This is a genomic window from Caballeronia udeis, assembly GCF_001544555.2.
GTDB classification, from domain to species: domain Bacteria; phylum Pseudomonadota; class Gammaproteobacteria; order Burkholderiales; family Burkholderiaceae; genus Caballeronia; species Caballeronia udeis.
Window position 1 is genome coordinate 1 of record NZ_FCOK02000096.1, and the last position, 14,052, is coordinate 14,052.

18 protein-coding genes and 1 tRNA gene are annotated in these 14,052 nt (G+C 58.6%); 1 reads left to right on the forward strand and 18 read right to left on the reverse strand.

Annotation, left to right across the window (positions count from 1 at the left end; genetic code table 11):
* Positions 1-697 precede the first annotated feature (697 nt).
* From AWB69_RS39660 to AWB69_RS39690, 7 genes are all read right to left on the reverse strand, one after another.
* Positions 698-773: transfer RNA gene (locus AWB69_RS39660), tRNA-Thr, on the reverse strand.
* Positions 774-791: 18 nt separating this feature from the next.
* A complete protein-coding gene (locus tag AWB69_RS39665) occupies positions 792-1,307 on the reverse strand; it encodes a ClpXP protease specificity-enhancing factor (protein WP_062092243.1) in 516 nt (171 codons plus the stop codon).
* A 63-nt stretch (positions 1,308-1,370) separates the two neighbouring features.
* On the reverse strand, positions 1,371-1,982 hold the full coding sequence (locus AWB69_RS39670; protein ID WP_031362199.1) for a glutathione S-transferase N-terminal domain-containing protein: 612 nt from the start codon (positions 1,980-1,982) through the stop codon (positions 1,371-1,373).
* Between the two features lie 97 nt (positions 1,983-2,079).
* Positions 2,080-2,832, reverse strand: coding sequence for a cytochrome c1 (locus tag AWB69_RS39675; protein WP_062092244.1), 753 nt, complete (start codon positions 2,830-2,832; stop codon positions 2,080-2,082).
* Positions 2,833-2,864: 32 nt separating this feature from the next.
* Complete coding sequence (locus AWB69_RS39680) at positions 2,865-4,247, reverse strand: cytochrome b (protein ID WP_062092245.1); 1,383 nt, start codon at positions 4,245-4,247, stop codon at positions 2,865-2,867.
* Positions 4,247-4,867 (reverse strand): ubiquinol-cytochrome c reductase iron-sulfur subunit, encoded by a 621-nt coding sequence (gene petA, locus AWB69_RS39685; RefSeq protein ID WP_062092270.1) that lies wholly within the window; start codon positions 4,865-4,867, stop codon positions 4,247-4,249. Before petA ends, AWB69_RS39680 begins: the two co-directional genes overlap by 1 nt.
* Positions 4,868-5,071: 204 nt before the next feature.
* Positions 5,072-5,818, reverse strand: coding sequence for a Nif3-like dinuclear metal center hexameric protein (locus AWB69_RS39690; RefSeq protein WP_062092246.1), 747 nt, complete (start codon positions 5,816-5,818; stop codon positions 5,072-5,074).
* Between the two features lie 20 nt (positions 5,819-5,838).
* Here AWB69_RS39690 and AWB69_RS39695 point away from each other — a divergent pair, with 20 nt between their 5' ends.
* Positions 5,839-7,062 carry a Do family serine endopeptidase gene (locus AWB69_RS39695; RefSeq protein ID WP_062092247.1) on the forward strand — a complete coding sequence of 408 codons (1,224 nt, stop codon included), beginning with the start codon at positions 5,839-5,841 and terminating at the stop codon, positions 7,060-7,062.
* A 127-nt stretch (positions 7,063-7,189) separates the two neighbouring features.
* Here AWB69_RS39695 and tatC read toward each other — a convergent pair whose 3' ends face one another.
* From tatC to AWB69_RS39750, 11 genes are all read right to left on the reverse strand, one after another.
* On the reverse strand, positions 7,190-7,990 hold the full coding sequence (tatC, locus tag AWB69_RS39700) for a twin-arginine translocase subunit TatC (protein WP_062092271.1): 801 nt from the start codon (positions 7,988-7,990) through the stop codon (positions 7,190-7,192).
* A gap of 69 nt (positions 7,991-8,059) precedes the next feature.
* Entirely contained in the window at positions 8,060-8,605 is a 546-nt protein-coding gene (gene tatB, locus AWB69_RS39705) for a Sec-independent protein translocase protein TatB (RefSeq protein WP_062092248.1), read from the reverse strand.
* A gap of 81 nt (positions 8,606-8,686) precedes the next feature.
* Positions 8,687-8,917, reverse strand: coding sequence for a Sec-independent protein translocase subunit TatA (gene tatA / locus AWB69_RS39710; protein WP_062092249.1), 231 nt, complete (start codon positions 8,915-8,917; stop codon positions 8,687-8,689).
* 192 nt (positions 8,918-9,109) lie between these two features.
* Complete coding sequence (locus AWB69_RS39715; RefSeq protein ID WP_062092250.1) at positions 9,110-9,472, reverse strand: histidine triad nucleotide-binding protein; 363 nt, start codon at positions 9,470-9,472, stop codon at positions 9,110-9,112.
* A 54-nt stretch (positions 9,473-9,526) separates the two neighbouring features.
* Entirely contained in the window at positions 9,527-9,919 is a 393-nt protein-coding gene (locus AWB69_RS39720) for a DUF4870 family protein (protein ID WP_062092251.1), read from the reverse strand.
* A gap of 45 nt (positions 9,920-9,964) precedes the next feature.
* Positions 9,965-10,345: a phosphoribosyl-ATP diphosphatase gene (locus AWB69_RS39725; RefSeq protein ID WP_062092252.1), complete on the reverse strand. Its 381-nt coding sequence runs from the start codon at positions 10,343-10,345 to the stop codon at positions 9,965-9,967.
* On the reverse strand, positions 10,345-10,758 hold the full coding sequence (gene hisI, locus AWB69_RS39730; RefSeq protein WP_062092253.1) for a phosphoribosyl-AMP cyclohydrolase: 414 nt from the start codon (positions 10,756-10,758) through the stop codon (positions 10,345-10,347). The genes AWB69_RS39725 and hisI overlap by 1 nt, the downstream gene beginning before the upstream one ends.
* 3 nt (positions 10,759-10,761) lie before the next feature.
* Positions 10,762-11,535, reverse strand: a complete 774-nt coding sequence (gene hisF, locus AWB69_RS39735; protein WP_062092254.1) for an imidazole glycerol phosphate synthase subunit HisF — start codon at positions 11,533-11,535, stop codon at positions 10,762-10,764.
* Positions 11,536-11,784: 249 nt separating this feature from the next.
* The gene (hisA, locus tag AWB69_RS39740) at positions 11,785-12,537 is read right to left on the reverse strand and encodes a 1-(5-phosphoribosyl)-5-[(5-phosphoribosylamino)methylideneamino]imidazole-4-carboxamide isomerase (protein ID WP_062092255.1); all 753 of its coding nucleotides are present in this window, start codon (positions 12,535-12,537) and stop codon (positions 11,785-11,787) included.
* A gap of 172 nt (positions 12,538-12,709) precedes the next feature.
* Positions 12,710-13,360: an imidazole glycerol phosphate synthase subunit HisH gene (gene hisH, locus AWB69_RS39745; RefSeq protein WP_062092256.1), complete on the reverse strand. Its 651-nt coding sequence runs from the start codon at positions 13,358-13,360 to the stop codon at positions 12,710-12,712.
* Between the two features lie 31 nt (positions 13,361-13,391).
* Entirely contained in the window at positions 13,392-14,012 is a 621-nt protein-coding gene (locus tag AWB69_RS39750) for a MarC family protein (RefSeq protein WP_050380472.1), read from the reverse strand.
* Positions 14,013-14,052 lie beyond the last annotated feature (40 nt).

Sequence of the window (14,052 nt, forward strand, 5' to 3'; positions counted from 1 at the left end):
GCTTTCGCGTCGCTGCATCTGCAGCACAGAAACGAGATTATGTCCTGCGTTTCGCTTTTCGTCAACAGGTTTTTTACCGCTTCGTGACAAACATCATCTCGACCACCTGGACTTTTCAATTCCCTCGAAGGGCCGTCCTGCTTGGCTCTCCCGCTACCGAAATTGAACAGCTAACGCCTTTACTTCCCGCTTCTCTTCGCCTCATCCAGAAGCGAAGAGGCCGAATTCTAGTGCCCTCCCTGACGTTGCGCAAGAGGTTTGTGAAAAGAATATTAAGAGCACGTGAAGAGTCCGCGCGAATCCGGCGAAATACGAGGAAGAACCAGACGCGTAGCTGATTGCTATCACGAAGACTTCCTGAAGGAACGTCGAGGTCGAATCAGGGGCCAACTCGCCACCGATCACGCTCTTGAGCATCGGACCGCGAGTATTCGCGCCCGGAAGAGCGTGCGGTTTACCTGGATCTCCCGCAGCATCGTTTCGGAAATTTGCTCCCGGACGCCATCTCAGAAACGGACCCGCTCTTCGGACCACATCCTGCTTTGCAGCGGGCGGCGACGCGAATGTCCCGCCAGGAACCACGCCAATTGCGCTATTCAACGCCAAACGGTTCAATGCCCGCCAAAAACAAAAACCCCGCGAACCGTTACCGGGCGCGGGGTTGAACAGCATCTTGATACATCATGAAACGCTAAACTGGTGCCGGCTGCAGGACTCGAACCCGCCACCTTCTGATTACAAATCAACTGCTCTACCTGATGAGCTAAGCCGGCGAAGTCAGCGATTCTACTTCATTTGACGACCTTGAGGTGGCCTCGACCAGATGATTTAGATCCATCGTCGTCAGGAGGAGACTCATCGTCATCTCGTGCCTCTCGTGCAGACGCTGCCGTCTCACGTTGCTCGATCCGTTCAGACCCACTTTCGTCCGGACCCAGCTCCGACGATCGCGGCCCGTCCTCGCCCGACACGTCCGGCGCCGCACCAATCGCAGCGGGATCAACGGGAAAGGCCATGCCCTGGCCATTCTCTCGTGCATAGATAGCCAGCACGTTGGTGACCTGCACCTCGATCTTGTGCGACTTGCCAGAAAAGCGCGCACTGAATTCGATCCACTCGTTACCCATCTGCAACTGGCTCGTAGCCTCGAAGCTGATGTTCAGAACGATCTCGTCGTTGCGCACGAATTGACGCGGCACGCGCGTGCCGTTGTCGACCCGCACCGCGATATGCGGCGTAAAGCCGTTATCCGTGCACCACTCATAGAGCGCGCGCAGTAGATAAGGCTTGGTGGATATTTCTTGCATCGACTTGCCCTCTATCGAAGGGGAGCGCGCCGGTAAAGCCGGCGCGTCCCGCCATCGAAAATATTAGCGACGCATCACCTTTTCCGAAGGCGTCAGCGCTTCGATGTAAGCCGGCCGGCTGAAAATCCGCTCGGCATACTTCATCAACGGCGCAGCGTTCTTCGACAGCTCGATGCCATAGTGATCCAGACGCCACAACAACGGCGCGATGGCGACGTCGAGCATTGAAAACTCTTCGCCGAGCATGTACTTGTTCTTCAGGAAAATGGGAGCGAGTTGCGTCAGACGATCGCGGATGGCGTTGCGCGCCTTCTCGTGATTCTTTTCCGCTGCCTTGCCCTTTTCGTTTTCCAGCGTGCCGACGTGCACGAACAGCTCTTTCTCGAAGTTCAGCAGGAACAAGCGAGCGCGGGCGCGCTGCACCGGATCGGCCGGCATGAGTTGCGGATGCGGAAAACGCTCGTCGATGTATTCGTTGATGATGTTCGATTCGTACAAGATCAGGTCGCGTTCGACCAGAATGGGCACCTGGCCGTACGGATTCATCACCGCGATGTCTTCCGGCTTGTTGAACAAGTCAACGTCGCGGATTTCGAAGTCCATGCCCTTTTCGAACAACACCAGCCGGCAGCGCTGGGAGAACGGGCAGGTAGTGCCGGAGTACAAAACCATCATGATTAAAAGTCCCTTCAGAAAAACATAAGGGCCAGCGTGCGAAAAGCGCCTGCTAGGAGGCGCTTTGACGACGCTGACCCACACCGATCGCGGCGTGTTATTTAATTTGCTTCCAGTATGCCGCGTTGAGGCGCCACGCCAGAAAGCTCAAAACTCCCAAGAACATCAGGACCCAGACACCCAGTTGCTTTCGCTCCTGCTGGGCCGGTTCCGCCATCCACGAAAGGTACGAAACCAGATCGGCCATAGCCGAATCATAATCTACTGGCGACATCGTCCCCGGAGTCACTTGGGTATAACCCGCGAAATGTTTGGTCTTTTCACCGGTTTTTTCGTCGACTTCGGTATCGAATTTCGCCGTCCGTATACCCTGCAACTCCCACAGCACATGCGGCATGGCGACGTTTTCATACACTAGATTGTTCCAGCCGGTCGGCCGGGTATCGTCGCGATAAAAACTGCGCAAGTACGTGTAGATCCAATCCTTGCCGCGTGCCCTCGCCTCCACCGACAAATCCGGCGGCGCCGCCCCGAACCACGTTTTTGCGTCATCGGGGCGCATGGCGATCGTCATCGTGTTACCGACCTTGTCCGTGGTGAACAGCAAATTCGCCTGGATCTCCTTCGGATCGATGCCGATATCCGTCAGCCGGTTGTAACGCATCAAATTTGCACTGTGGCAATTCAGACAATAGTTTACAAACAATTTTGCGCCATGTTGAAGCGAAGCAAAATTTTCGGAGCTATCGGGCGCGGCGTCTAGCGGAACTTCCTGCGCGTGCGCCGGCGTCAAGCCAAACGACAGCAGCGCCGCGCCAATCACCGCGAGGGTAGAAAACCATTTTCTCATCGTCATGTCTCCTGTTGCTGTCTGGGCGCGGGTCAATGCGGCTTGAACCGCACGCGGTCGGGCGGCTGCTTGAAGCGGCCGCGCGTCGTCCAGAAGGGCATGCCGAGGAAAAACGCGAAATAAATCAACGCACAAATCTGCGCGATCAGCGTGCTCGCCGGCGACGGCGGTTTCGTGCCCAGATAGCCCAGCACCAGGAACGCAAACACGAAGACGCCGTAGAACACCTTGTGGAAAAGCGGCCGGTACCGGATCGATTTGACGGGACTTCGATCAAGCCATGGCAGGAAGAACAGCGACACCACGGCCGTGCCCATCACCACCACGCCCCAGAATTTCGATTCGGTCAGCGCCATGAACACGACCAGCAGCAACGCCAGCACCGGCAAGCCAAATCGCCATTTTCCACGCGCTCGCAGCAGCGCCAGCACGCCCAGCAAAGCAACCACGATCATCAGCACGATCTTGAACGGGTCGGTGGTCGCGCGCAGCATGGCGTAGAAGGCGGTGAAGTACCACACCGGCGCGATCTCGTTCGGCGTCTGCAGCGAGTTCGCCGGCACGAAGTTATTGGCTTCGAGGAAGTAGCCACCCATTTCCGGCGCGAAGAAAATAATCGCGGCGAAGATGAACAGGAACACGCAGACGCCCATGAAGTCGTGGACGGAGTAGTACGGATGGAAGGGGATGCCGTCGAGAGGAATGCCCTTTTCGTCCTTCTTGGCCTTGATCTCGATGCCGTCCGGATTATTCGAGCCCACTTCGTGCAACGCGACCAGGTGGGCAACCACCAGACCGATCAGCACGAGCGGAATGGCGACCACATGGAACGCGAAGAAGCGGTTGAGCGTCACGTCCGACACCACGTAATCGCCGCGAATCCAGAGCGACAGATCCGGGCCGATGAACGGAATGGCCGAGAACAGGTTCACGATCACCTGTGCGCCCCAGAACGACATCTGGCCCCACGGCAGCAGGTAACCGAAGAACGCTTCGGCCATCAGGCACAGGAAAATCGCGCAGCCGAAGATCCACACGAGTTCGCGCGGCTTGCGATACGAGCCGTACAACAGCCCGCGAAACATGTGCAGATACACGACGACGAAGAACATCGACGCGCCGGTAGAGTGCATGTAGCGGATCAGCCAGCCCCACGGCACCTCGCGCATGATGTATTCGACCGATGCAAACGCAAGCGTCGCATCGGGCTTGTAGTTCATCGTCAGGAAGATGCCGGTGACGATCTGGTTCACGAGCACGAGCAGCGCCAGTGAGCCAAAGAAGTACCAGAAATTGAAATTCTTCGGTGCGTAGTACTCGGAAACGTGCGTCTTCCAGGTCGATGTCAGCGGAAAGCGCCGGTCGATCCAGCCCAAAAACCCTGTTGTTTCCACTTCTTTATCGGTCGCCGCCATTACGCTTCTCCCTTTTCGTCCCTGCCAATCACGAGTGACGTCGCCGAAGTGAACATGTAAGGCGGAATGTCCAGGTTGTCCGGTGCGGGCTTGTTCTTGAACACACGGCCGGACAGATCATAGGTCGAGCCGTGGCACGGGCAGAGAAAACCGCCGGGCCAGTCGTCTGGGAGATTGGGCTGGGCGCCTTCCTGGAAGCGCGGCGTGGGGGTGCAGCCAAGGTGCGTGCAGACGGCCACGGCAACAAGCAGGTTCTTGTGATCAGTGCGTGAACGGTATTCGTTATTGCAGTATTCCGGCAGCGGCATGCTGAATACTTTCTTCGACTGCGGGTCGGCGAGTTCGGGATCGGCCTTCTTCACGTCGGCGAGCATTTCGTCGGTACGGTTCAGAATCCAGACCGGCTTGCCGCGCCAGGCAACCGTCATCAGGTCGCCAGGCTTGAGACCTGATATATCGACTTCGACCGGCGCGCCCGCTGCCTTGGCCTTCTCCGACGGCGCAAACGACCCGACGAACGGGACGCAAGCCGCTACGCCACCGATTCCGCCCATTACGGTCGTCGTGATCAGCCAGGTTCGGCGGCTGCCGTCGACGCGTTGATCTTCGTTGTCTCGCATCACACGCCCCACTTCTGAGTTGGATTTATACCGTCAGTTCGTTCTACCGACGCTAGTGTGCGCGAATGGAGTCGTCATTTACAAGAGTTGAATAGCAAAAAACGCTCGAAGTCCTTCATTCTTAAGGGTTTCCCCGCACTTATCGTGACTATCGAATGAAGGGGTCATTTAACCCATTCGATTATTTATTGCACCGCAAGATAATCACACGGGATTATCAATATCGATAAAGACATGCTCGATATCGAAATGCTCGGCCACATGGGCGCCGAGCGCCTGGACGCCGTACCGTTCAGTGGCATGATGCCCTGCCGCAACGTAGGCCACGCCGCTTTCCGCCGAGATGTGCATGGTCTGCTCGGAAACTTCGCCGCTGATGTAGACGTCGGCGCCGGCGGCAATGGCTTCATCGAAAAAGCCCTGCGCGCCGCCTGTGCACCACGCTACGCGACGCAGCTCCCAATCCGGATTGCCGAACACGAGCGGCTTGCGCCCGACTTCGTTCTCGACCGTGGCGGTGAAATGCTCAAGCGACAACGGCACGGGCAACGACGCGATCCAGCCGAGTTCCTGGTCGCCGAAACGGTTGTCCGCGATCAAGCCAAGACGCGCGCCGAGCTGGGCGTTGTTGCCGAACTCGGGATGCGAATCGAGCGGAAGGTGGTACGCGAACAGGTTGATGTCATGCTCGAGCAGCGTCTTCAGCCGTCGGTATCTGCGTCCGGTGACCTGCGGCGCTTCGTTCTTCCAGAAGTAGCCGTGGTGTACGAGCACGGCGTCGGCGCCCCACTCGATGGCCGCGTCCAGGAACGCTTGCGACGCCGTGACGCCGGTCGCCAGTTTGCTCACGCGACGTGAGCCTTCAACCTGCAGACCATTCGGGCAATAGTCCTTGAAGCGCCCGATTTCAAGCAGATTGTTCAGATACAATTCTAGTTCGATCCGATCCATGAATTCCTCTATTCCATCAAATGCTTAGACGCTTCTGGCTGTTTTTTGCCCAAGCGGTGACCGTGCTTTTGGCGCTGATGTTCATCGTCGCGACCTTGAAACCGCAGTGGCTTCAACGCCAGGGAACGTTCGGCAAGCAACTCGCCGAACCGATCGTCGCGTTGCAGGAAGTTGCGCCGAGCATAGGTTCCCGGCCTGCCCAGTCGTCCTATGCGGATGGCGCGCAGAAAGCCATGCCCGCCGTGGTCAACGTGTTTTCGAGCAAAGACGGCACGTTACCGCCCGATCCGCGCGCGAAAGACCCGCTGTTCCGCTATTTCTTCGGTGACAAGAACAAGCGTAAGGGCGACGAAACGCCGGCGTCGAATCTCGGCTCAGGCGTGATTGTCAGCTCCGAAGGCTACATTCTAACGAACCAACATGTCGTCGATGGGGCTGATCAGATCGAAGTCGCTTTGGCTGACGGACGGACGTCGTCAGCCAAAGTGATCGGCGTGGATCCGGAAACCGATCTCGCCGTGCTGAAAATCAACATGACGAACCTGCCCACCATCACGCTCGGCCGCATGGACCAGACGCGCGTGGGCGACGTGGTGCTGGCGATCGGCAATCCGTTCGGGGTCGGGCAGACGGTGACCATGGGGATTGTCAGCGCGCTCGGGCGCAATCACCTCGGCATCAATACCTTCGAGAATTTTATCCAGACCGACGCGGCCATCAATCCGGGTAATTCGGGCGGTGCGCTGGTGGACGTGAACGGTAATCTGCTCGGCATCAATACGGCAATTTATTCGCGTAGCGGCGGCTCGCTTGGGATCGGCTTTGCGATTCCCGTGTCAACGGCGCGCAGCGTGCTGGAAAGCATCATCACCACAGGCACGGTCACGCGCGGCTGGATTGGCGTGGAACCGCAGGACGTGACGCCGGAGATCGCGGAATCGTTCGGGCTCGAGCAAAAGTCCGGCGCAATCGTGGCAGGCGTATTGCAGGGCGGACCGGCCGACAAAGCCGGCATCAAGCCCGGCGACATCCTGATCAGCATCAACGACGACACCATCACCGACACCACGCGCCTGCTGAATGTTGTCGCGCAAATCAAGCCGGGGACATCGGTGAAGGTGCATCTGATGCGCAAAAGCAAGGAGCTGGACTTGAGCGTGGTGATCGGCAAACGGCCGATGCAGCCCAAGCAGCCCCAGCCGCCGGACGATGACAACGGTGGCGGAGATCAAAGCGACGAGTGAGGCGACCTGCAGCTCGCCGTGGCCGCGGTGGCGTGCGTAAGCGTAATACAAAGACAAAGGGGCCATTCCAAACGTGGTTTGGAATGGCCCCTTCGCTTTCTCACCCGTCATCCGCCTGCTGAAACCCTCAATCCCCTTCTCGCTTCGCGTCCTCCGCGGCTTCCGCTTCCTGCTCCTGGATCTTGTCCTTGCCCACGATCAGCCGTGCCGCAATGATGCCGACCTCGTAAAGAATGATCAGCGGCACGGCCAGGATCAATTGCGAGAACACGTCCGGCGGCGTCACCACAGCGGAAATCACGAACGCACCGACAATCACATACGGCCGGATCTGCCGCAGTTTCTTGATCGTCACGAACCCCATGCGCGCCAGGATCACCACGATGATCGGCACCTCGAAGGTCACGCCGAACGCCAGGAACATAGTGAGGACGAAACTCAGGTAATTGTCGATATCCGTCGTCATTTCCGCACCGAGCGGCGCGTTGTAATGCGCCATCACGCGGAAAATAGTGGGGAACACGACGAAATACGCGAACGCCATGCCGCACAGGAACAGGACATAGCTGCTTCCGACCAGCGGCACGACCAGCTTCTTCTCATGCTGATACAGCCCCGGCGCGATAAACGCCCAGATCTGATACAGCACGATAGGCAGCGCTATCACCAGCGCGACCATCATGGTCACCTTCATCGGCACGAAGAACGAGCCGGTGACGTCGGTGACAATCATCTTGCCGTCCTTCGGCAAATTCTGCATCAGCGGACGCGCGAGCAGCCGGAAGATATCCGGTGCCCAATAAACCAGCCCGATGAACACGACGATGACTGAAGCGCCTGCGCGGATGATGCGGTCACGCAGTTCCACCAGGTGCGAGATAAACGTCTCTTCGACGGGCTCGTCTTTAATCTGTTGCGGGTCGCTCACGCCGGCCCTCTGCTGGGATTCATCGATGGAAGGGAAGTAGGTATTCGCGCAATGAAAGCGACGCAAACATCAGAAAAACCGCGTGGGACGGCGCAGCGTCTCAGGTGTATGCCGCGCCACGCGCGCCGCACCTGATTGAACGCGCGTCTTGCGCAACGTGGTGCGCTTGTACCAGTTCGGAATGGCGGCCTGCTTGACGCGCCAGTTCTTGCGTTTCGTCGGCGACGCGTTGCTGCTGAACGTGTTGTCCGCGTTCGAACGCCAAGTGTCGCCGGAAACGTGCGTCAGATTCGGGTCACCGCCGCCCGCCACGCTGTCGGACACCGACGTGCCCTGGTTCCAGGCGTCGTTGAGTTCGTTTTCGTGCTGGCGAAGATTGTCGTGAATCTTGTTCTCGACATTCGATGCCGCCGCTTCGAACTCGGTGCGCATCTTCTTCAACTCGTCGAGTTCCATCTCGCGCGAGACTTCGGCCTTGACGTCGTTGATATACCGCTGCGCGCGGCCGAACAGCGCGCCCGCAGTTCGCGCCACGCCGGGCAAGCGTTCCGGCCCGAGCACTACCAGCGCGACGACGCCGATCAGCGCCATTTTGGTCAGACCAAGGTCGAGCATGGAATCGAAGATCCTGAGGGTGGCGAGTGGAAGTGGCCGGTGCCGGGCTTAACCGTGCTTAGTCAGTTCAATCAGCTTGGGTTAGCGGTAGTCGCTCGAACGGGTCTTGTCCTTCGCTTCCACGTCGACCGTGCCGTTGCGCGGCAATTCACGCTGCTCGGTCGGCGTCGTTTCGCCTTCCTTCATGCCTTCCTTGAAACCCTTTACCGCACCGCCCAGATCGCCGCCGATGTTGCGCAGTTTCTTCGTGCCGAAAACCAGTGCCACGATCAGCAAAACGATCAACCAATGCCAAATGCTCAACGAACCCATGACTGAAAACTCTCCTTGGCTCCGCCACGCATGTCGCTCGCGACGAAGAATGTGGACCTTGCGGCCCGAGTCGGAGCGTCTACGCCCCGATGATTAAACCTATATTTTGCGCGCCCAATATTGCGCTGGAAAGACGCTTTCGTTTTCATTACATCTTGATCGGGCGATCACGTACATTCGTAAAACAACCCCTCAACCCATCCGGCGCCACGGACGTTCCCCGGCGAGGATATGGGCGTGAATGTGATACACCTCTTGCCCGCCACCCGGCCCGGTGTTGATGACCGTGCGAAAACCGGTGTCGCCGCCGGTGTACGCCACGCCCAGCTCGTCAGCAAGCCGCGCCGTCAGGCTCAGCATTCTACCAAGCAGCGGCGCATCGGCTTCGGTGCAGCTCGACAGCGTCTCAATATGTTTACGCGGGATCACGAGCACATGGACGGGTGCGGCCGGGTTGATATCGTGAAAAGCAACAAATTCATCGTCCTCATGGACTTTCTTGCTCGGAATTTCTCCCGCAGCGATCTTGCAGAAAATGCAGTTCTCTTGGCTCATGTGTGTCGTGTGATATCCCGATATGAATGCAAGTTAAGGGTCAAGCGTTCAGCCTCAAACCCAGGCACCCGGTTGCAAGGGCTTGTTCTCGTACAGGAACAGCCAGCCCTTTATAACGCGATAAAGTGTCCAGATGCCGACCACGAACAAAATGGGGAAGCCGATAAACACCCAGATCAACGCTATGCCGATCACATGACCGAGCAGCGCCAGCCAGAAGGTGCGGATTTGCCATCGGAAATGCGCTTCGTAGGGCGTTCCGGCGACGTCATCGCGTTTCAGGTAATTGATGATGACGGCGACCAGCACAGTCAGTCCACCCGTCAGCCAGTAGGCGGCGTAGAGCGCGTAAAGCACATGGGTCAACGTGCGCAAGCTGCGCAACCGTTCGGAATCGGGCGAGTTTTGATAAACAGGCGGCGGATAAGGCTCGTAAGACTGATTCATTTCATCCTCCTCGGCGACCGGTCGAACGTGACCCGACCTGGCAACTTAGCCGCCGTTTTCGTTCTGCTCGCGATCGCGGGATTTGCGTAACGCCTTTTCTTCGATTCCCGACATCCCTTCCCGCCGTTCCAGCTCGGCAATGACGTCTGCCGGACCGAGGTCGAAATGGGACAGCATCACGAGGCAATGGAACCACAAGTCGGCCACTTCGCCGACAAGTGCCTTGGGTGCTCCACCGTGTCGCGTGTCCTTGGCGGCCAGCACGACTTCGGTTGCTTCCTCGCCGATCTTCTTGAGAACAGCGTCGTCACCTTTATGAAAGAGTCGGGAAACGTAGGATTGTTCCGGGTCCCCGCCCTTGCGGCTATCGATAATCGCCGCGAGGCGCAGCAGCGTGTCTTGCGTGGAAAGCGTGGCTTGAGTCATTACTTATAGATATGTTCGGGGTCCATCAAGACCGGTTCGACAGCGACCCAGTCGCCCGTTTCCACCGATCCCTCGAATTTCTGGAAAAAACACGAATGGCGGCCGGTGTGGCACGCAATGCCCGACACCTGTTCCACTTTCAGCAGTACGACGTCTTCGTCGCAATCGAGCCGCACTTCGTGCACATGCTGGACGTGTCCCGATTCCTCGCCCTTGAACCACAGGCGCTGGCGCGAACGCGAGTAGTACACCGCGCGCTTCAATTCGATGGTTTTCGCCAATGCCTCGCGGTTCATCCACGCGAACATCAGCACATCGCCCGTTGTGGATTCCTGCGCGATCACCGGTACAAGGCCGTTCGCGTCCCACTTGACCTTCTCGATCCAGCCCGCTTCTTCAGTTTGCGCCGTCATCGCTTAAATCCTCACCGAGATGCCCTGATCGGCCATGAAGCGTTTTGCCTCGCCGACCGTGTGTTGGCCGTAGTGAAAAATGCTGGCGGCAAGCACCGCATCGGCGTGACCTTCGGTGATGCCGTCGGCCAGATGCGCGAGGGACCCCACGCCGCCCGACGCGATCACAGGAATGGAAATGGCGTCCGATACCGCGCGAACCAGCGCAAGGTCGAAGCCGCTTTTCGTGCCATCGCGATCCATGCTGGTCAGCAGGATTTCGCCCGCGCCAAATTCCGCCATCTTGCGAGCCCACTCGATCACGTCAAGCCCTGTGTTCTTGCGGCCGCCGTGCGTGAAAACTTCCCAGCGTGGGGTTTCGTCCGCGGCGCTGACGCGCTTCGCGTCAATGGCCACCACAATGCACTGTGAACCATGTTTATCCGACGCATCGCGTACGAGTTGCGGATTCGCCACCGCCGATGAATTCATGCTGATCTTGTCAGCGCCCGCGTTCAGCAGCCGGCGCACGTCTTCCACCGCACGCACGCCGCCGCCAACCGTCAGCGGGATAAAAACCTGCGACGCCACCTGTTCGATGATCGGCAGAATCAGGTCGCGCTGGTCGGAGGTGGCGGTGATATCGAGGAACGTGAGTTCGTCGGCGCCCTGGTCGTCGTATCGGCGAGCAATTTCGACAGGATCGCCCGCGTCGCGCAATTCGAGGAAATTAACACCCTTGACCACGCGGCCGGCGGTGACGTCGAGACACGGAATGATGCGTTTAGCGAGAGCCATATTGGTGCGAATGCCGTTTTGCTGCGAACGAGTGCTTAGGAAAGCGACGCGGTTTAATCGAAATTGACCGTCGCGAGAAGAAACGCCGGAAACCCCACGCCGCCTGAACGAACTTGCGGCGCGCCCTCGGTCAAGCCGAGCGGAAAGCCATCGGGAAGCACATGAGGCGCTTAAATCAGGCGTGCTGAAAAGCTCACCGCGTTGTCAGGTTACTCACGACCGCGCGGCGCCCTCGCAACATGCCGCGGCTCAGGCGTCGTCGGCTTCGCGCAGCTTGTCGGCGCGCGCTTGCGCAGCCGCGAAATCCAGGTCGCCCGAATAGATCGCACGTCCGCAGATCACGCCTTCAATGCCCTCGTCTTCCACTTCGCACAGAGAGTCGATGTCGCCCAGGTTCGACAATCCGCCGCTCGCGATCACCGGAATCTTGACGGCTTGAGCGAGGCGCACAGTGGCTTCAATGTTGATGCCCTGCAACATGCCGTCGCGGCCGATATCCGTGTAGATGATCGCCTCGCAGCCGTAGTCTTCGAACTTGCGGCCGAGGTCAATGACTTCATGACCGGTCAGCTTGCTCCAGCCGTCTGTGGCAACCTTGCCGTCCTTCGCATCCAGCCCGACGATGATATGACCCGCGAACGCGGTGCACGCATCTTGCAGGAAGCCCGGATTTTTCACCGCCGCCGTACCGATGATCACGTACTCCAGACCGTCGTCGAGATACCGCTCGATGGTGTTCAGGTCGCGAATGCCTCCGCCGAGCTGCACCGGAATGTCGTTGCCGACTTCCTGGATGATGGCGCGGATGGCTTCTTCGTTTTTCGGCTTGCCGGCAAATGCGCCGTTCAGGTCGACGAGATGAAGCCGCCGTGCGCCCCGATCGACCCATAGCCGGGCCATTGCCGCCGGATCTTCGGAAAAAATGGTCGCCTGGTCCATATCGCCTTGTTTGAGGCGTACGCACTGACCGTCTTTTAGATCGATGGCCGGAATGAGCAACATAGAAATAGCGTTATCGGATAAGGGTTAATCGAACGGTTGCAAACTTGGGCACAGCGCCTTTGTTTTGCTTGCCGTCTCGCTAGTGTAGTACAAGTGACGCAAGGCTCGCCGCTGCAAACGGCATAAGCCAAAACGTCAAACCAACGCTAAAACAGCACCAAAAACGCGAACTTTACGGTTTCCAGTGTACGAAGTTTCGATACAGCCGCAAGCCCGCGTCCGCGCTCTTCTCGGGGTGAAACTGGGTCGCGAACAGATTGTCGCGGGCAATGGCCGAGGTGAACGGTGCGCCGTACAGGGTTTCGCCGGACGTATGCGCCGGATTGTCCGGGACGCCGTAATAACTGTGCACGAAATAGAAAAACGATTCGTCGGGCACGCCGTCCCAGAGCGCATGCCGCTGCGTCTGGCGCACGCGGTTCCAGCCCATTTGCGGCACTTTGAAACGCGAACCGTCGTCCTGCAGCTGGCCTTCCAGGTCGAAGCGCAAGACCTTGCCGGGTATCAGGCCAAGGCCGTTCGTACCCTTCTCGCCCCCTTCCTCGCTCCAGTCGAACAGCATCTGCTCGCCGACACACACGCCCAGCATGGGTTTGTCGCGCGCGGCCTCGATCACGGCTTCCTGCAAGCCCGACGCGCCGAGGTGTGCCATGCAGTCGCGCATTGCGCCCTGTCCCGGCAACACGACACGCTCGGCTGCACGGATCGCTTCGGGCTGCTCGACGATCGCCACGTCCGCTTCCGGCGCGGCTTTGCGGAGCGCCTGATATACGGAGCGCAGGTTGCCCATGCCGTAGTCCACGATTGCTATTGAAGTTTTCATCGAAGTATTCAATTCAGCACGTTCCAGAACGCTATTTCAAAGAGGGCAACAACGCCTTCAATCCATTGACGATAAATTCCACCGCCAGCGCCGACAGCATCAAGCCCATCAGCCGCGTGCCGATATTGATGCCGGTGCGCCCGACCCAACGCGCAATGGGTTCGGCGAGCATCAACGCACCGAAACACAATCCCGCCAGAACCGCGCCGATCACCACCAGCCCGAGACGGTCATACCAGTGCACCACACTTGCAGAATAGACGATCACCGTGCTGATGGAACCTGGCCCCGTCAGCAGCGGAATGGCGAGGGGCACGACCGCGATGCTGTTTTTCATCTCGGCTTCGTGCCGCTCTTCCGGCGTGGAGCGCGTGTTGCCGACTTGCGCGTTCAACATGTTGATCGCCATCAACAACATGATGATGCCGCCGCCCACTTCAAGAGAGCCGACCGAAATCCCGAAGAACGCGATGATCTGCTGTCCGAGCAACGCCGTCACGGCTATCACGCAGAAGACTGAAATGGACGCGATCCGGATCGTGCCGGCCTTTTCCGAGCTCGACATATCGGTCGTCAGGCTCAGGAAAAACGGGATCGCGCCGACCGGATTGATCAGCGCGAGCAACGAAATAAACGATTTGAGTAGATTCATCGCAGGCCGGCATGGCTCGTATCGACGCGGACGGCCGGAA